The organism is Pseudomonas sp. Z3-6 (assembly GCF_051131985.1).
GTDB lineage: Bacteria > Pseudomonadota > Gammaproteobacteria > Pseudomonadales > Pseudomonadaceae > Aquipseudomonas > Aquipseudomonas zanjanensis.
Map to the genome: position 1 here is coordinate 1,732,044 of NZ_CP071644.1, position 16,979 is coordinate 1,749,022.

A 16,979-nucleotide genomic window follows, 5' to 3' on the forward strand; every position below is an offset into this window, starting at 1 on the left:
GAACGGCTTAATGTAGTTGTCTTTTATGCTTGTATAGGGGTGTTGTTGATGAAAAGGAAGTTCGATTTATATACTTCTTGTGGATGTGATGCTGTTTTGGATAAGGCAAAACAACTGGGTTTTGCTTGCATGATTACGTCTATGTGTAGGAGGTATTCTTCTTTTTCGATGACTACATTGAAATATTGGATTTCTCCAGCAATAGATCACAGACAAATTTTGTTTTTGTTTGATAAAACGTCCTCTCCTCTTGGCTATGTAACGTGGGCGCACTTGGCTGCTGATAGTGAAGAGCGTCTACTTACGCGTCTTGATTTTGTAATTCATCCTTCTGAGTGGAATGAGGGTGGAAGGACCTGGATAGTTGATTTTTGTTTTCCTTGTGGAGGTGTGTATGAATCTTTAAAAATAATTAGAAATCATCTTTGGGAGCGGGGTGTTAATAAGGTTTATTGGGTCCGTCGAAACGATGATTATACAGTTCGAAGGAGCGCTGGTTATCAAATGAAAGGTGACATATATATGAAAAAAGTTTTTTTGCAAAATTAGTGGTGTAATTGAATAGTGGATAGCTTTGATGTGAGCTTGCTGTGGATTGTTGGTATTGCTCGCTTAAGACAATATTGGAAGGAGGATTAGAAATGCGCGAGATTTCATTGGTCGAAGCAGCTGCTGTGGGAGGCGCCAACGGCGCCTTAATTGCCGGGGCCGCTATAGGTGGTGCGGCGGCAGCCGCTGGATATATTGGGACTTCAGTTGGTGGTGGGACATTTAACACAGGGGAATTTGTAGGGACGACTGTAATAGGAGCAATTGGTGGGGTGTTTACGGGGCCGACAGGAGCCGTGAGCACGAATATAATAAAGGGGGTCGGCGTTGGATACGGGGCCGGAGTGATTGGTGGAGGAATAAGTCGCCAAATGCAAGGCGCATGACGGATGAGGAGTGGCAAAGAAATAATCTAATTGCAGTATAACCATTTAAAAATGGTTGTGTTGGATTTCTTTGTTTTTCATTTTGGTTGTTGATTATTCTGTTGGTGGCGCTATGTATATGGTGTGTCTGTTGTTTTTATGTATGCTCATAGCGCTTGCCGACAGAATTTAGCTGATTTGCAAAAAAATGTTTTCAGCTAATCTTACCGAATGGTAGGTCATCAGCTTTAGTCTCTCACACGGATTAGCTTGATTTCCGTTACTCACGCTCGTACAGCGCTAAGGGTAAGGAGAATGTATTAAAGTGGAGTCGGGGGTTGGTATGTCTATTCTGTTATGGATTTTAATGGGGGGGGTGATGGGACTTGCTTTAAGAGGGCTGATTTCGGTATGTAAGTCTGCATTTGATTATACGATTTCAGATAATGTGATGTTCATGTTTATCTTTCCGGTTTTTATTGTGTTTCTAATTCAGATGGTCCCGCCACTGATAATTTGCCTGGAGGGGAGGGGGAGCTAAAATATTTCGATTAGCTACGGAAACTTACAGTTTTTGGTGATATGTTCCTGGTTGTATGCATGTTTGACGGAAGGTTCGCGTGAAAGACGAAGTCGTTTTGAGATATTTCGAGTTTTCTGCTCATACGGTTGGTAGTGTGTTGATTGTTCAAATTATACTTTTTTTAAAGTTGGACTTGTGGGTTGGCTTGTCTCTGATTTTGATTTGGTTTTCGTTGTTTTTGTTGTTGTATTTTAAGGGGCGTAGATTGCTTTGGCTGGAAGGGGGGCGAATTTGCTTTAGGCGTAAATTTAAAACGGTGTCATTTGATCGAGATGTGGTTGAAGTTAGCATAACAAACTGTATATTTAAACCAATTGAAATAGTGCTCAATATGTCTGGACGAAGAGAGGTTTTTTTACTGCCAAGATTTATACCTGAAGAGCAACGAGAGTTTGTAATTAAGATGATTGAAAAGTTTTGCTTGGAGCATAATATAGCTTATCAATGATTTTGTTAGGTTTGAGTTTGTTGGATGTTTTGCTTTGAATGAGTGGAATAGGCTTATGTTTAGTGTCTGACTCCGTTGTGTTGGTGTGGTTTGGTGTTCGATCAGGGGGAGATGATGTCTATATTGTTGGTGTGTGTGGCAGGAGGGGCGGCGGGTTTAGCAATAGGGTTGTTTTTTAAAGGTGCTGAATTAATCCTGAAAAAGGTGTGTGGTTATGTTGTGCCGGATAGGTATAAACAGCTGTACTTTTTCTTTGGGATCATGTTCATGGTTGTGTACGGAACGCAAGCTTTGAATGCTTACATTGGTGTCGGTTAAGTGTTGTGCTCAGGAAGTATTGATTTTAGAAGAGCACCTATCTGGTGGTGATATGAGTACGTTGTTCGATCAAAATTTTTAATGGTGGGATACTGGAGGGAGTGGTAAGGCGCGTAATGCCTTTAAGGTTTGTTTAACTTCTCCGAGAACAATTTCCCTCTGGAATTTACGCCTTTCTTTCGTAAAATTGAGGAGACGTATTCTCGCACCGTGAAATCGCTAATGCCGAGCGCTAAAGCTATTCTTTTGTTTGTTTCGCCTTGTAGAAGCAACTGCAAAACTTCGTGCTCTCGCTTTGTTAAGTCTTTATTGTTTTTCTTCAATTGTCTGTTCCTTGGCTAAGATCGAGCGCTGAATTGCTTGGTAATAATATTATCGGTATATCTGATGACTCGCTAGTTCATGGATGTCTCGACGAGTCGCGGGAAAGATCCGATAAAAAATCGTGTTCCTACAGACTTTTATGTGCTGCGAGGAAAGAACTTCCCTTTGGGGGTAATAAGTACTACAGAAAGTGGCAGGTCTGACAGTTAGATGGAGCGAATATGGAGGAAGCAGCAGGTTGGCTACGTCTCTATAACTTCGCCCTGTTCGAATACGCTCCTGTCGTCCTGGGGCTGCGTTGGGTCAGGTAACGTCCCATAAATCATCGAGCGTGGCCTCCATGGCGTGGAAGCTTGCTCTCACCGGGGCGCAACTTTCATCCCCAGCTTAGCGGCACAGCCAGGCTGTCAATGGATTTACGGAAGTCGACGGGGTTGGGGTGTGGATAGACTTTTCGACTTGGGTGTCGGGGCGATCATGGCGGATGGGCTTCAGAAGGGGGTCGGGAGCGCAGCATTCGAGATCAGATGGAAGGTTTGAAGGCGGGGTTTTAACTTTATGTATAAGTCAACGATAAAGCCTTGGCGCAGGGACAGGTCTGGCCACCCAGTTAGCCATTGATCACAACCAGCGTGCCGGCAGCCAATTAGCGTTTTCCAATCAGGCAAGGAAAGTCGAGGAGTTGGGGAGCGTCGGGGAGGGCACCCACCAGTCCCAACCCCGCGAACCTGTTAGATCCTCTCCTACTCCCGACGTATGTCACGTGCCCGCTCACCCTCCCCAGTCACCAGCCACACTTCATTGACACTCAGCAACCGTGCCAATGGCTCCACCCGCTGTCGAGGTATACCCCGCGTGCTCCAGTTCGTCAGGCATTGAGGGCTGATGCCGAGCACCTTGGCAAACCCTGAGGGAGAGATGTCGTATTCTTCCAATAGGCTGCGCAAGCGTTGCCCGCAAGTCCGCCGGGCGCTGGGTTGTGGATCTTTTTGTTTCGCGTTGGCCATTGTTATTGCTCACTCCCTACCAATACGTTTAGCGCTACAACTGTAAAGAACATGGTGCCAAGCCAGATAGCTTTGGCCGCTTTGTCATCAATACAAAAGGAACGAGCCTACAAACCAGCAGGAGGAGTGCCTACAGACGGTGCTTACAACAGGCATCCATGGGCGATTCGAGCGCTCCGATCTGTAGGAAAAACGTTCTGTGGAGTACCGAAACTCGACTACATGGGCCTGAGCATCACGCGCGCGCGAGGATCCGGTGGCGAGTGATCAAGCTCCCCCGCAAAGCAGCACACACCTCGCTTATTCCCATAAGCCATAACCCCCTCACTTTGCGTGATATGGCCTCGCCGGGTTTGCCGGTATGATAGGCGCCCCCGCAGCCCGGATTGCGAATACGCCATGACTTTGCAGTACCCCACCATCGCCGATTGCGTCGGCAATACTCCGCTGGTCCGCTTGCAGCGCTTGCCCGGCGAGACCACCAATACGCTTTTGCTCAAGCTCGAAGGGAACAACCCGGCGGGCTCGGTCAAGGACCGGCCGGCGTTGTCGATGATCACCCGTGGTGAATTGCGCGGGCAGATCCGGCCCGGCGATACGCTGATCGAGGCGACTTCCGGCAATACCGGGATTGCCTTGGCGATGGCGGCGGCGATCAAGGGTTACAAGATGATCCTGATCATGCCTGATAACTCCAGCGCCGAGCGCAAGGCGGCGATGACGGCCTATGGCGCCGAGTTGATCCTGGTGACTCAGGAGGAGGGCATGGAAGGCGCCCGGGACTTGGCCAAGCGCATGCAGGCCGAGGGGCGTGGCAGGGTGCTGGATCAGTTCGCCAACGGCGACAATCCCGAGGCCCACTATACCTCCACGGGCCCTGAGATCTGGCGCCAGACCGACGGCACGATTACCCATTTCGTCAGCTCGATGGGCACCACCGGCACGATCATGGGCACCTCGCGCTACCTGAAGGAACAGAACCCCAACGTGCAGATCATCGGCCTGCAGCCGATGGAAGGCTCGGCCATTCCGGGCATTCGTCGCTGGCCCGAAGAGTATCTGCCGAAGATCTACCAGGCCGACCGGGTGGACCGGATCATCGACATGGCCCAAAGCGAAGCCGAGGATGTGACCCGTCGCTTGGCTCGCGAAGAAGGCATCTTCTGTGGCGTGTCTTCGGGCGGTGCCGTGGCGGGGATGCTGCGCTTGTCCAAGGAATTGGAGAATGCGGTGATTGTCGCGATCATCTGTGACCGTGGCGACCGTTACCTGTCGACCGGCATTTTCGACGCGCCCAACTGATGGCCAAGCATGAAAGAGGCTTGCGCTTCCAGCCCAGCGGCGGAAGCCGGGCCCCGCAAGTGCCCACCGGTAAAAAGCAGCGCTTGACCATTGAACGCCTGGCCAACGATGGCCGGGGCATTGCGTTTGTCGACGGCCGCACCTGGTTCGTCATCGGCGCCCTGGCCGGTGAAGAGGTCGAGGCGCGGGTGCTCGGTGCCCATGGCAAAGTGGTCGAGGCGCGCACCGAGCGCGTATTCCTGTCCAGTGAACTGCGCCGCCCAGCGCCGTGCATTCATGCCGGTCGTTGCGGCGGATGCAGCGTCCAACATTTGCCCCATGACGAACAACTCGCCCTGAAACAGCGCATGCTCGCCGAGCAACTGTCGCGGGTTGCCGGTGTCGAGCCCGATGAATGGGCCGCGCCGTTGAGCGGGTCGGAGTTTGGTTATCGACGTCGCGCCCGGGTGGCGGTGCGTTGGGACCAGAAGGCGAAAAAGCTCGAAGTGGGTTTCCGCGCCGCCGGCAGCCAGGACATCGTCGCCATTGGCGATTGCCCGGTGCTGGTACAGCCCTTGCAGCCGATCATGAGCCGCCTGCCGGACATGCTGCGACGCTTGAGCAAACCCCAGGCGTTGGGGCATGTGGAGTTGTTCGCCGGTTCGTCCCTCGCGGTATTGCTGCGTCATATGGCGCCGCTGTCGGAGGCCGACCTGACGATCCTCAAGGATTTCTGCGCGTTTCACGAGGCCCAGTTGTGGCTACACGGTGAAGGTGAGCCGCAACCGGTCGAACCCGGACAGGCGCTGGGGTTTCGCCTGGATGCCTGGGATCTTGAGCTGGCGTACCGGCCCGGGGATTTCATCCAGGTGAACGCCGGCGTCAACGAGGCGATGATCGCCCAAGCGTTGCAATGGTTGGCGCCCCGCCCCGAGGAGCGGGTGCTGGATCTGTTCTGCGGCTTGGGCAACTTTGCCTTGCCGCTGGCCCAGAACGTGCGCCAGGTGGTGGCCGTCGAAGGCGTGCAAACCATGGTGGACCGCGCGGCGGCCAATGCCGTCAGCAACAATTTGAATAACACTGCCTTTTTTCAGGCCGATTTATCCCAGCCTCTGGCGGATGCCGAATGGATCGGCGAAGGCTTTTCTGCGGTACTCTTGGACCCACCCCGTGACGGTGCTTTCGAGGTGGTGCGCAAGCTGTCGTCCCTGGGGGCCAAACGGTTGGTTTATGTATCGTGCAACCCGGCAACTTTGGCCCGGGATACGGTCGAACTGATCAAGCAGGGCTACCGGTTAAAACGTGCCGGGATTCTCGATATGTTTCCTCAAACGGCGCATGTCGAGGCCATGGCGTTATTTGAAGCGAGCCAGGATGGCTTGTCCGACTGACCCGTTCGTGCCAACCCGCCATAGCCTTGGGCGGAAACACGGACAGCGAAGGTCAGCGAAGTTGACGCATTGAATCTGCGTCGTAGGGAAGGTAAGTAAAGATGGTACAGGTGAGAGCACACCAGCCGATCAACACCGACGGCAGTATCAATCTCGAGGCTTGGCTCGATCACGCGGTCAGTATCGACACGGCACTGGATCGCGAAGCCTTGAAGGCCGCCTGCGAGTTTGCGCGCGAGGCGGAGCAGCAACACAACGCGGCGAAGAACCTCTGGTCCGAAGGCACCTCGAGTTTCCAGACGGGCCTGGAGATCGCGGAAATTCTCGCTGACCTCAAGCTCGACCAGGACTCCCTGGTGGCGGCGGTGCTGTACCGCGGCGTGCGCGAAGGGCAGATCCAGCTACCGGTGGTCAGCCAGCGCTTCGGCACCGTGGTGGCCAAGTTGATCGACGGCGTGCTGCGCATGGCGGCCATCAGCGCCAGCCTCAGCCCGCGCCAGTCCATGGTGCTGGGCACCCAGGGCCAGGTGGAAAACCTGCGCAAGATGCTGGTGGCGATGGTCGACGACGTGCGCGTCGCGCTGATCAAACTGGCCGAACGCACCTGTGCGATCCGCGCGGTGAAGTCCGCCGATGACGAAAAGCGCAATCGCGTTGCCCGGGAGGTGTTCGACATCTATGCGCCCCTGGCCCACCGTCTCGGCATCGGTCACATCAAGTGGGAGCTGGAGGACCTGTCCTTCCGCTACCTGGAACCCGATCAATACAAACAGATCGCCAAGCTGTTGCATGAGCGACGCCTGGATCGCGAACGCTTCATCACCGACGTGATGACCCAGTTACGCGAAGAATTGCAGGCCACCGGCGTCGAAGCCGACATCAGTGGCCGGGCCAAGCACATTTACTCGATCTGGCGAAAAATGCAGCGCAAGGGCCTGGAATTCAGCCAGATCTACGACGTTCGCGCCGTTCGCGTACTGGTCCCGGAAATGCGCGACTGCTACACCGCGCTGGGGATTGTCCATACCTTGTGGCGGCACATTCCGAAGGAGTTCGACGACTACATCGCCAACCCCAAGGAAAACGGCTATCGCTCGCTGCACACCGCGGTGATCGGCCCCGAGGGCAAGGTCCTGGAAGTGCAGATCCGCACCCACGCCATGCACGAGGAAGCCGAGCTGGGCGTCTGCGCCCACTGGAAATACAAGGGCACCGACGTCAAGTCCGGGTCCAACCACTACGAAGAGAAAATCTCCTGGCTGCGCCAGGTGCTGGAGTGGCATGAGGAACTGGGCGACATCGGTGGCCTGGCCGAACAGCTGCGCGTCGACATCGAGCCGGACCGGGTCTACATCTTCACCCCCGACGGCCACGCCATCGACCTGCCCAAGGGCGCGACACCGCTGGACTTCGCCTATCGCGTCCACACCGAGATCGGCCACAACTGCCGTGGCGCCAAGATCAACGGGCGGATCGTGCCGCTCAACTACAGCCTGCAGACCGGTGAACAGGTCGAGATCATCACCAGCAAGCACGGCACGCCGAGCCGCGACTGGCTGAACCCGAACCTGGGGTACATCACTACGTCCCGGGCGCGGGCGAAAATCGTCCACTGGTTCAAATTGCAGGCCCGCGACCAGAACGTCGCCGCCGGCAAGACCTTGCTCGAACGTGAACTCGGTCGCCTGGGCCTGCCGCAGGTGGATTTCGACAAGCTGGCCGAAAAAGCCAACATGAAGACCGCCGAGGACATGTTTGCCGCGCTGGGTGCTGGCGATCTGCGCTTGGCGCAGTTGGTCAACCTGGCCCAGCAGCTGGTGGAGCCGGAGCGGGGCAACGAGCAACTGGAGCTGATCCCGCGCAAGGCCACCGGCTACAAGCCGGGCAAGCGCGGCGATATCCAGATCCAGGGCGTGGGCAACCTGATGACCCAGATGGCCGGTTGCTGCCAGCCATTGCCGGGGGATGCGATTGTCGGCTACATCACCCAGGGGCGCGGCGTGAGCATTCACCGCCAGGACTGCGCCTCGGTGCTGCAACTGGCCGGTCGCGAGCCGGAGCGAATCATTCAAGTCAGTTGGGGCCCGGTGCCGGTGCTCACCTACCCGGTGGACATCGTCATCCGCGCCTACGACCGATCCGGTCTGCTGCGTGATGTGTCCCAGGTGTTGCTGAACGAGCGGATCAACGTGCTGGCGGTGAACACGCGTTCGAACAAGGAAGACAACACCGCGCTGATGTCCTTGACCATCGAGATTCCGGGGCTGGATGCGCTGGGACGGTTGCTGGGGCGGATCTCCCAGCTGCCGAACATCATCGAGACCCGGCGTAACCGAACGCCGGGTTAAAGGTCAGGCGCACTCCAAAAATGTGGGAGCAGGCCTGTGGGAGCAAAGTCTGTGGGAGCAAGGCTTGCTCGCGATTGTGGTGGTGGCCCCAGCCTATCCGGAGACTGACCCACCGTTATCGCGAGCAAGCTTTGCTCCCACAGGCTCACTCCTCTTGGCTTATTGAATTATTTCCCACAGGGCTTTTTTTTGTCATGGGATGAATTGATGTACAGCCTCGAAGACCTGCTCCACCTGATGAATCGCCTGCGGGACCCGCAGTACGGCTGCCCGTGGGACATCAAGCAAACCTACCGGACCATCGTCCCCCATACCTTGGAAGAAGCCTATGAAGTGGCCGACGCGATCGAGCGCGGCGATTTCGATCATTTGCAGGGGGAGTTGGGCGACCTGTTGTTCCAGGTGGTGTATTACAGCCAACTGGCCCGGGAAGAAAACCGCTTCGAATTCGCCGGCGTGGTCGACAGCATCACCCGCAAGTTGATTCGCCGTCATCCCCATGTGTTTCCTACCGGTGACCTGTATGCGCCCGTGGACATCCCGCGCCTGAACGAAGACCAGGTCAAGCAGCGCTGGGAGGAAATCAAGGCCGAGGAACGGGCCGAGAAGGCCACGGCGCCCGAACAATTGTCGCTGCTCGACGATGTACCGGCGGCGCTGCCGGCGTTGTCCCGTTCGGCGAAGTTGCAAAAGCGTGCCGGCCAGGTCGGTTTCGATTGGCCGGGGCCCTTGCCGGTGCTTGATAAAGTCCGGGAGGAACTGGACGAAGTGCTCGAAGCCATGGCCGACAACGATCCGGTGGCCATCAGCGACGAGATCGGCGATCTGCTGTTCAGCGTGGTGAACCTGGCGCGCCACCTCAAGGTCGACCCGGAAACCGCGCTGCGCGACGCCAACGGGAAATTCGAGCGACGCTTCCGATTTATCGTACAGGCATTGCGCGACACCCATCGCCCAATGGAAGATTGCACCCTCGAAGAGTTGGACGCCTTATGGGGCGAAGCCAAACGTCAGGAAAAGAATTTGCCCAGCTGTGGCTGAGGCCGTTGCCTAAGTGAGTAAGCACCATGAGCCTTTCCCTTCGCGACCAGTTGCTCAAAGCAGGGCTGGTCAACCAAAAGCAGGCCAAGCAGGTCGGCAAAGAGAAACAGAAGCAGCAGCGCCTGGCCCATAAAGGCCAGATCGAACTGGATGATTCCCAACAGCGCGCAGCGCAGGAAGCCATGGCCGAGAAGGTCAAGCGCGACCAGGAACTCAACCGGCAGCAGCAGGAAAAGGTCGAGCAGAAGGCCCGGGCCGCGCAGATCAAGCAATTGATCGAAGTCTCGCGCCTGCCGAAGCTGACCACCGAGGACTACTACAACTTCGTCGACGACAAGAAGGTCAAGCGCATCTCGGTCAATACCCTGATGCGCAACAAGTTGAGCAGTGGCTCCCTGGCGATCGTCCACCACGCCGGTGGCTACGAAGTGATCCCGCGCGAGGCCGCCCTGAAAATCCAGGAACGCGACCCCAAGCGCATTGTCCAGCTCAACACCCAGACCGAAGAAGTGGATGCCGATGATCCGTACGCGGCCTACCAGATTCCTGATGATTTGATGTGGTAAGCAGGGCGCAATGCCATTGAGTTGAAGCGCAAGACCTGCAGAAGGCTTGAGAAGCATCTGTAGGGAGTACGGATCTATAGGAATTTGTAGGAATTTGTAGGAATCTGTGGGAGCAAAGCTTGCTCGCGATAGCTGATTATCAGGCCACATTATTTGTCGGCTGACTCAGCGCCATCGCGAGCAAGCTTTGCTCCCACAGGTTCCACAGGACCCATAGGGTCTTGTGTGGTTCAGGATTCAGCGGTCTCCCGCGAACGCTGCCGCTCCTCGCGCTCCAGCTCAGCCCTGTAGCTATGGGCATCCGTCTCGGAGTGGAACATCCCTACCAACAAATCCTGTTGATGCACGTCCCAAATCCGGATACCGGCGGCAATGCCTTCGTGGGACATGTGGGCGTCGTCGCGTTCAGTTACTTTCACAGTCATCTTGCAAGCTCCAATCTCTGTTATCTGCAGCAAGGCGTGTGCAGGACTTTGTTATAGGTTTGGATAGCGTGCTAAGTAAATGCTTCGGCGGGTTAAGAAGTTTTCATGCAAAGCGCAGCAGTCCTGCAGGCCAGGCGGTGCGCGGCATTCGGTCGCAGGTGGCGTGCATGAAGAAGGTTTCATGTGGCAGCGCCAATCCTTGAGTGAACGCAAACCCCCTGTGGGAGCGGGCTTGCTCGCGAAAGCGGTGTATCAGATGGAGCTGCTTTGTCTGACACACCGCTTTCGCGAGCAAGCCCGCTCCCACAGGGTCATTGGGTGGTCATGAAGTCCTGGCAAATAAAAAGCCCCGCATCGGCGGGGCTTTTTGTTATCGGCGTCGATCAGCTGCCTTTCACAGCCTTGCCATTGACCGTACCGTCCTGGAGCATGATGTTGTACTCCTTGCCGTCGGTCTCGACCTGTTGCAGGCGCACCAGCAGGTAGTCCCAGTCCTTGGCGAACCAGAGCACGGTGATGCGCTTGCTTTGTGTCGGGTCGCGCACGCGCTCGACCTTGATTGCGTCGATCTGGCCGGCCTTGGTGTCGACCTTCTCCGAGCCCAGGACGCGGAAGTCATAGGTATCGATTTCGCCATCGTCCACGACTTGGTAGCTCATGCTTTTCTTGCCGGCGGCCACGTCATGCTGCAGGGCCAACTGGTAAGTGGATTTGTCCACCATGCCACGGTTGAGCGGCAGCTTGACCGCGTCACCGCGATCGGTGCCGGTGACCATCTTGGTGTTCCAGTCGAAGTCCAGGTCGGCCTTCTTGGCCTTGCCCAGGCCACCGCGTTCGAAGTGGTAGGACTGTGGCAGCAGGGTGTCCTTGTCCAGGGTCAGGGTGCTTTCTTCGGTCAGGCTGGCGATCATCATCGAAGCCTTGAAGCTCAGCTTCCAGGTGCCGTTGGCTTCCTTGGTCAGGCTGCGCTCGGCAGTGCCGCTCATGGGCAACTGCTTCCAGTCGGCGGTGTAGCTGGCGGAGAACGGTTGAAGGTCTGCGGCCTGTGCCAGGGGCAAGGCAAGCAGAGCGCAAGCGAAGAGCAGGGCGCGACGCATAAAATCTCCTAGTATCGAATCAAATGGCCGCTGGCGGCGAGCAACTGGCCGTCCAGTGAGGCACCGCGATCGTCGAGGGTCAGCCTTCCTTCGGCAAACCAACGCACGGCCATCGGGTAGATCTGGTGCTCGCGGGCGTGAACCCGTTGCGCCAGGCTTTGCGGCGTGTCGTGCAACTCTACCGGTATTACTGCCTGTACGACCAGTGGTCCGCCATCGAGTTCCTCGGTGACGAAGTGCACAGAGCAGCCGTGCTCAGTGTCTCCGGCCTCCAGCGCGCGCTGGTGAGTGTGTAACCCTTTGTATTTGGGCAGCAGCGACGGGTGGATATTGAACAGGCGACCCTGGTAGTGACGCACGAAGCCAGCGCTGAGGATGCGCATGAAACCAGCGAGTACCACAAGTTGCGGATTGAAGGTGTCGATCTGTTCGATCAGCGCGGCGTCGAAGGCTTCGCGGCCCTCGAACGCCTTGTGATCCAGGACGCGGGTATCGATGCCTGCGTCCTTGGCACGTTGCAGGCCGTAGGCATCGGCGCGGTTGGAAATCACCGCGCGGATGCGGACCGGGCTGTCGCCGGCCCGCGTGCTGTCGATCAAGGCCTGCAAGTTACTGCCGGTGCCGGACAGCAGCACCACCACGTCACAGGTTGCGGACATCAGTGCGCCTTAAGGTTTTTCAGCTCGACCTGTGCAGCGCCTTCCGCCGCGGTGGCGATCTGGCCGATGACCCAAGGCTGCTCGCCGGCTTCACGCAGGACGTTCAGGGCGGTCTCGACGTGCTCCTGAGCCACGCAGATGACCATGCCCACGCCGCAGTTCAGCACGCGGTGCATTTCGGTTTCATCGACGTTGCCTTTCTCTTGCAGCCAGTCGAACACGGCCGGGCGGGTCCAGCTCGCCACGTCGACCACGGCCTGGGCGCCTTTTGGCAGCACGCGCGGGATGTTGTCCAGCAAGCCACCGCCGGTGATGTGGGCCATGGCCTTGACGGCGCCGGTGTCCTTGATCAGCTTGAGCAGCGGCTTGACGTAGATGCGGGTCGGGGCCATCAGCAGGTCGGCCAGCGGCTTGCCGTCGAGCTGGGTGTTTTCAATGTCGGCACCCGAGACTTCGATGATCTTGCGGATCAGCGAGTAGCCGTTGGAGTGCGGGCCGGAGGACGGCAGGGCGAGCAAGGCATCGCCGGCGGCGACTTTCGAGCCGTCGATGATCTCGGCTTTCTCCACGACGCCGACGCAGAAACCGGCCAGGTCGTAGTCTTCGCCTTCGTACATGCCGGGCATTTCAGCGGTTTCGCCGCCGACCAGGGAGCAGCCGGACAGTTCGCAGCCGGCGCCGATGCCAGTCACGACCTGAGCGGCAGTGTCGACGTTCAGTTTGCCGGTGGCGTAGTAGTCAAGGAAGAACAGCGGCTCGGCGCCGCAGACCACCAGGTCGTTCACGCACATGGCCACCAGGTCGATGCCGATGCTGTCGTGCTTGTTCAGGTTCAGGGCCAGGCGCAGCTTGGTGCCGACGCCATCGGTGCCGGAGACCAGGACCGGTTGCTTGTAGCCGGCCGGGATCTCGCAGAGGGCGCCGAAACCGCCCAGGCCGCCCATGACTTCCGGACGCGCAGTGCGCTTGGCGACGCTCTTGATGCGTTCGACCAATGCTTCACCGGCGTCGATGTCTACACCGGCGTCCTTGTAGCTCAGGGAGGGTTGCTTGCTCATGATCCAGGCCTTTAGGGGGGATTTCTGGGTAACGACCGACGCCGGGGCCATTGAATAACCGTTGTACGAATTATTCCGGGAGCCCAGCCATTGCCGGTCTGCGAAGGCGCGCGATTTTATCAGGCTTGAGGGGCAGCGGCCATCCTCGCGCCGACGGGCAGGGACATATCCACGGAAAAAAACCGATATTTCTTATATTGGTACTGCGTAGCGCGTCTGTATAAGGTGTAGCGGTAACCGGTTATGGTGATGACCGTGCGAAACTTCCACCGGGCGTGTGAATGTTTTGCCGGGTGCTGTGGTCACAGCCATGCTCAATCTTCTTCACACGGCCTATTCCAGCCGTTATGTCCGGGAATCTTCCATGCGTTTGTTCAAATTCTTGTCCGTGGGCTGCTTGTCGCTGATCAGCCTGGCGAGCCATGCCGAAACCGTCAATGGCCTCTATCAAGTGCTCGAACCGGTCGCCAGCCAAACGCCGGATGAGCGCAACCAGGCGACGCTGCGCGCCCTGGATACGTTGGTGCTGCGCCTGACCGGCGACGCCAAGGCGGCCCAGAATCCCGGGTTAGCGGCCATCCGCCAGGACCCGCAACAGATCATTCTTCAATATGGCTACGATGCCGGCCCGCCGGAAAGCCTCAAGGTCGACTTCGACCCGGCGAGCACTGATCGGGCATTGCGCTCGGCAGGCTTGTCGCTGTGGAGCGCGAACCGACCGTCGATCCTCGGTTGGTGGCTGAACGACTCGGCCGAAGGCTCCAGCCTGGTGGGCGATGGCCAGGCCAGCGCCACCCCGCTGCGGCGTGCTGCACAGCATCGGGGCTTGGCACTGCACCTGCCGCTGGCGGATTTGAGCGAGCAGATCATCGCCACCGCGCCGAACCTGGAAGGCAGCGACCCGGCACCTTTGCGTGATGCTTCGGAGCGCTACGCGACGGACGCCTTGCTGGCGGTCCATGCCAAGGAAGAGGGCGGACAGTGGCAAGGCACCTGGCGCCTGTGGCTGGGGGACCAGCGCGAACAGGGTACCGCCCAGGGCGCAAATCCTGCGGCCCTGGCCGATGCGGTCATGCTCGCGGTGAGCCAGCGCCTGGCACCGCGTTTCGTCGCCAAGCCGGGCGTGGCCACCGAGCAACTGCTGGAAGTGCAGGGCATGAACCTGGAGCGTTATGCAGCGCTGGGGCGTTTGCTCGAGCCGTTCGGTGGGCAGTTGCAGCGGGTCGAAGGGGATCGGATCGTCTATAAGGTCAACGGCAGCGCCGAGCAACTGAAGGCGCAATTGGCCCTGGCAAAACTGCAGGAAATTCCAGCAGGCGAGGCTGTAGCGCCGGTGCCTGAAGCGTCGCCCGCAGCCGATGGCTCGGTCCCGGTTGCAACACCTGCGCCAGCACCGGCCGCCAACTTGCGGTTCCGCTGGTAGGTTGTCTTTCTTTATATAGCTAGGAGTGGTTCATGGGCGATACGCGGCGTTGGTTCTGGTTGGGTGGGGTCGCCCTGCTGTTCGCGTTTATCTATCTGCTGCACCCGATCCTCACGCCGTTCCTGGTTGCGCTGCTGTTGGCCTACCTGTTCGACCCGGTGGTGGATCGCCTGGAAAAGCTCGGCCTGTCGCGGACATGGGGCGTTGTGACGGTCTTTGCATTGTTCACCTTGATCGTGGTCGCGTTGTTGCTGGTGCTGATCCCGATGCTCGCCAAGCAACTGCTGCGCTTGTACGAATTGGCGCCGCAGATGCTCGACTGGTTGCAGCACAGCGCGGTGCCGTGGGTGCAATCGAAACTGGGGCTGGCCGACGGCTTCTGGAAGTTCGACAAGGTCAAGGCCGCTATCAGCGAGCACATGGGCCAGACCACCGACATCGTCGGCGTGGTGTTGAGCCAGGCCACGGCTTCGAGCCTGGCGTTGATCGGCCTGCTGGCGAACCTGGTGCTGATTCCCGTGGTGGCCTTCTACCTGCTGCGGGACTGGGACTTGATGATGGCGAAGATTCGCAGCCTGCTGCCGCGTCATCGCGAAGAACGCATCATGACCCTGACCGGCGAATGCCATGAAGTGCTGGGGGCGTTCGTGCGCGGGCAACTGCTGGTGATGGTGGCCCTGGGTTTCATCTATGCGGCAGGGCTGATGCTGGTTGGACTGGAACTGGGGCTGTTGATTGGCTTGATCGCCGGACTGGCGGCCATCGTCCCGTACATGGGCTTTGTGATCGGTATTGGCGCGGCATTGGTCGCCGGGTTGTTCCAGTTCGGCGGCGACTTGTACCCGATGGTTGGCATCGTGGCGGTGTTCATGGTCGGGCAGGCCTTGGAGGGCATGGTACTGACGCCGCTGTTGGTGGGCGATCGCATTGGCCTGCATCCGGTGGCGGTGATTTTCGCCATCCTGGCGGGGGGCGAGTTGTTCGGCTTCACCGGGATCCTGCTGGCGCTGCCGGTGGCCGCGGTGATCATGGTGCTGGTACGGCATATGCACGATCTGTACAAAGATTCAGATATCTACAGTGGCGTCGAAGACCCCGATCTATAGGGCAAAGGGCAGGCGGGGTGTCAGGGAAACTGACGCTTCGCGCCCTTGTCGCTGCAAACCTTTGATTTTGCTCGTGGTCCGGCGCATTGTGCGGTCCGCGTCACGGGTATAAACTTTGCGCACTTTACACAGAGGCCACTAACGGTTCCCGAGGAACTGTTCAGTCAGCATGAAACCGATTCAGCTGCCCCTAGGTGTGCGTCTGCGTGATGACGCCACCTTTATCAATTACTACCCAGGCGCCAATGCCGCTGCACTCGGCTATGTCGAGCGGCTTTGCGAAGCCGACGCCGGCTGGACCGAAAGCCTGATCTATCTGTGGGGCAAGGACGGGGTAGGGCGCACGCACCTGTTGCAGGCCGCGTGCCTGCGGTTTGAGCAACTGGGGGAACCGGCGGTGTACCTGCCATTGGCCGAGTTGCTTGATCGCGGCGTCGAAATCCTCGACAACCTTGAACAGTACGAACTGGTGTGCCTGGACGATCTCCAGGCCGTGGCCGGCAAGGCTGACTGGGAAGAGGCGCTTTTCCATCTGTTCAATCGACTGCGCGACAGCGGTCGACGCTTGCTGATCGCCGCCTCGACTTCGCCTCGGGAGCTGCCGGTGAAGCTGGCGGACCTCAAGTCACGTCTGACCCTGGCGCTGATTTTCCAGATGCGCCCGCTGTCCGACGAAGACAAACTCCGTGCCTTGCAGCTGCGTGCTTCCCGCCGCGGCCTGCACCTGACCGACGAAGTCGGGCATTTCATTCTCACCCGCGGCACCCGTAGCATGAGCGCATTGTTCGAGCTGCTCGAACGCCTCGACCAGGCCTCGCTCCAGGCCCAGCGCAAGCTGACTATTCCTTTTTTGAAAGAAACCCTGGGTTGGTAAAAATTTTTTGGGCGAGATCTTATGTGGCGAGGGAGCTTGCTCCCGCTTGAGTGCGAAGCGCTCACAAAAGGGGCCGCTGCGCAGCCCAGCGGGAGCAAGCTCCCTCGCCACAGTCA

The 16,979-nt window shown here is 57.9% G+C and carries 16 protein-coding genes; 11 read left to right on the plus strand and 5 right to left on the minus strand.

The features are described from left to right. Positions 1–48 precede the first annotated feature (48 nt). The 3 genes from J3P88_RS07870 to J3P88_RS07880 all read left to right on the plus strand — a co-directional run bounded on the left by J3P88_RS07870 (position 49) and on the right by J3P88_RS07880 (position 2,263). A complete protein-coding gene (locus tag J3P88_RS07870) occupies positions 49–549 on the plus strand; it encodes a toxin-activating lysine-acyltransferase (protein ID WP_434574596.1) in 501 nt (166 codons plus the stop codon). A gap of 985 nt (positions 550–1,534) precedes the next feature. Next, positions 1,535–1,945: a hypothetical protein gene (locus J3P88_RS07875; protein WP_434574597.1), complete on the plus strand. Its 411-nt coding sequence runs from the start codon at positions 1,535–1,537 to the stop codon at positions 1,943–1,945. Between the two features lie 93 nt (positions 1,946–2,038). Further along, positions 2,039–2,263 (plus strand): hypothetical protein, encoded by a 225-nt coding sequence (locus J3P88_RS07880; RefSeq protein WP_434574598.1) that lies wholly within the window; start codon positions 2,039–2,041, stop codon positions 2,261–2,263. Positions 2,264–2,385: 122 nt separating this feature from the next. Here the strand turns inward: J3P88_RS07880 and J3P88_RS07885 are convergent, their stop codons facing one another. After that, complete coding sequence (locus tag J3P88_RS07885) at positions 2,386–2,586, minus strand: response regulator transcription factor (protein WP_207965670.1); 201 nt, start codon at positions 2,584–2,586, stop codon at positions 2,386–2,388. Positions 2,587–3,993: 1,407 nt separating this feature from the next. On the opposite strand from J3P88_RS07885, the gene cysM reads away from it, so the two are divergent. The 5 genes from cysM (at position 3,994) to J3P88_RS07910 (ending at position 10,221) form a co-directional block, all read left to right on the plus strand. Continuing rightward, the gene (gene cysM / locus J3P88_RS07890; protein WP_434574599.1) at positions 3,994–4,896 is read left to right on the plus strand and encodes a cysteine synthase CysM; all 903 of its coding nucleotides are present in this window, start codon (positions 3,994–3,996) and stop codon (positions 4,894–4,896) included. After that, positions 4,896–6,266, plus strand: a complete 1,371-nt coding sequence (gene rlmD / locus J3P88_RS07895; protein WP_434574600.1) for a 23S rRNA (uracil(1939)-C(5))-methyltransferase RlmD — start codon at positions 4,896–4,898, stop codon at positions 6,264–6,266. Before cysM ends, rlmD begins: the two co-directional genes overlap by 1 nt. 101 nt (positions 6,267–6,367) lie before the next feature. Further along, complete coding sequence (gene relA, locus J3P88_RS07900) at positions 6,368–8,614, plus strand: GTP diphosphokinase (RefSeq protein WP_186707019.1); 2,247 nt, start codon at positions 6,368–6,370, stop codon at positions 8,612–8,614. Positions 8,615–8,821: 207 nt separating this feature from the next. Further along, positions 8,822–9,655 (plus strand): nucleoside triphosphate pyrophosphohydrolase, encoded by an 834-nt coding sequence (gene mazG, locus J3P88_RS07905; RefSeq protein ID WP_434574601.1) that lies wholly within the window; start codon positions 8,822–8,824, stop codon positions 9,653–9,655. A 26-nt stretch (positions 9,656–9,681) separates the two neighbouring features. Then, complete coding sequence (locus J3P88_RS07910) at positions 9,682–10,221, plus strand: DUF2058 domain-containing protein (RefSeq protein WP_053124301.1); 540 nt, start codon at positions 9,682–9,684, stop codon at positions 10,219–10,221. Positions 10,222–10,451: 230 nt separating this feature from the next. Here the strand turns inward: J3P88_RS07910 and J3P88_RS07915 are convergent, their stop codons facing one another. The 4 genes from J3P88_RS07915 to purM all read right to left on the minus strand — a co-directional run bounded on the left by J3P88_RS07915 (position 10,452) and on the right by purM (position 13,460). Next, entirely contained in the window at positions 10,452–10,646 is a 195-nt protein-coding gene (locus J3P88_RS07915) for a hypothetical protein (protein WP_186728790.1), read from the minus strand. A 383-nt stretch (positions 10,647–11,029) separates the two neighbouring features. Next, on the minus strand, positions 11,030–11,743 hold the full coding sequence (locus J3P88_RS07920; protein WP_186707016.1) for a DUF3108 domain-containing protein: 714 nt from the start codon (positions 11,741–11,743) through the stop codon (positions 11,030–11,032). A gap of 8 nt (positions 11,744–11,751) precedes the next feature. Continuing rightward, positions 11,752–12,402 (minus strand): phosphoribosylglycinamide formyltransferase, encoded by a 651-nt coding sequence (gene purN / locus J3P88_RS07925; protein ID WP_186707015.1) that lies wholly within the window; start codon positions 12,400–12,402, stop codon positions 11,752–11,754. After that, entirely contained in the window at positions 12,402–13,460 is a 1,059-nt protein-coding gene (gene purM / locus J3P88_RS07930) for a phosphoribosylformylglycinamidine cyclo-ligase (RefSeq protein WP_003204658.1), read from the minus strand. The genes purN and purM overlap by 1 nt, the downstream gene beginning before the upstream one ends. A gap of 364 nt (positions 13,461–13,824) precedes the next feature. Here purM and J3P88_RS07935 point away from each other — a divergent pair, with 364 nt between their 5' ends. From J3P88_RS07935 to hda, 3 genes are all read left to right on the plus strand, one after another. After that, complete coding sequence (locus tag J3P88_RS07935; protein WP_434574602.1) at positions 13,825–14,883, plus strand: DUF2066 domain-containing protein; 1,059 nt, start codon at positions 13,825–13,827, stop codon at positions 14,881–14,883. A gap of 32 nt (positions 14,884–14,915) precedes the next feature. Continuing rightward, positions 14,916–15,989 (plus strand): AI-2E family transporter, encoded by a 1,074-nt coding sequence (locus J3P88_RS07940; RefSeq protein WP_434574603.1) that lies wholly within the window; start codon positions 14,916–14,918, stop codon positions 15,987–15,989. A gap of 169 nt (positions 15,990–16,158) precedes the next feature. After that, on the plus strand, positions 16,159–16,863 hold the full coding sequence (hda, locus tag J3P88_RS07945; RefSeq protein ID WP_003178999.1) for a DnaA regulatory inactivator Hda: 705 nt from the start codon (positions 16,159–16,161) through the stop codon (positions 16,861–16,863). The last annotated feature ends 116 nt before the right edge of the window (positions 16,864–16,979 follow it).

Coding starts and splice junctions, on each gene's coding strand:
- purN (WP_186707015.1), bottom strand. CDS start 12,402: ATGTCCGCAACCTGTGACGTGGTGGTGCTGCTGTCCGGCACCGGCAGT.
- hda (WP_003178999.1), top strand. CDS start 16,159: ATGAAACCGATTCAGCTGCCCCTAGGTGTGCGTCTGCGTGATGACGCC.
- relA (WP_186707019.1), top strand. CDS start 6,368: ATGGTACAGGTGAGAGCACACCAGCCGATCAACACCGACGGCAGTATC.
- J3P88_RS07920 (WP_186707016.1), bottom strand. CDS start 11,743: ATGCGTCGCGCCCTGCTCTTCGCTTGCGCTCTGCTTGCCTTGCCCCTG.
- J3P88_RS07870 (WP_434574596.1), top strand. CDS start 49: ATGAAAAGGAAGTTCGATTTATATACTTCTTGTGGATGTGATGCTGTT.
- rlmD (WP_434574600.1), top strand. CDS start 4,896: ATGGCCAAGCATGAAAGAGGCTTGCGCTTCCAGCCCAGCGGCGGAAGC.
- purM (WP_003204658.1), bottom strand. CDS start 13,460: ATGAGCAAGCAACCCTCCCTGAGCTACAAGGACGCCGGTGTAGACATC.
- J3P88_RS07940 (WP_434574603.1), top strand. CDS start 14,916: ATGGGCGATACGCGGCGTTGGTTCTGGTTGGGTGGGGTCGCCCTGCTG.
- J3P88_RS07935 (WP_434574602.1), top strand. CDS start 13,825: ATGCGTTTGTTCAAATTCTTGTCCGTGGGCTGCTTGTCGCTGATCAGC.
- cysM (WP_434574599.1), top strand. CDS start 3,994: ATGACTTTGCAGTACCCCACCATCGCCGATTGCGTCGGCAATACTCCG.
- J3P88_RS07915 (WP_186728790.1), bottom strand. CDS start 10,646: ATGACTGTGAAAGTAACTGAACGCGACGACGCCCACATGTCCCACGAA.
- J3P88_RS07910 (WP_053124301.1), top strand. CDS start 9,682: ATGAGCCTTTCCCTTCGCGACCAGTTGCTCAAAGCAGGGCTGGTCAAC.
- mazG (WP_434574601.1), top strand. CDS start 8,822: ATGTACAGCCTCGAAGACCTGCTCCACCTGATGAATCGCCTGCGGGAC.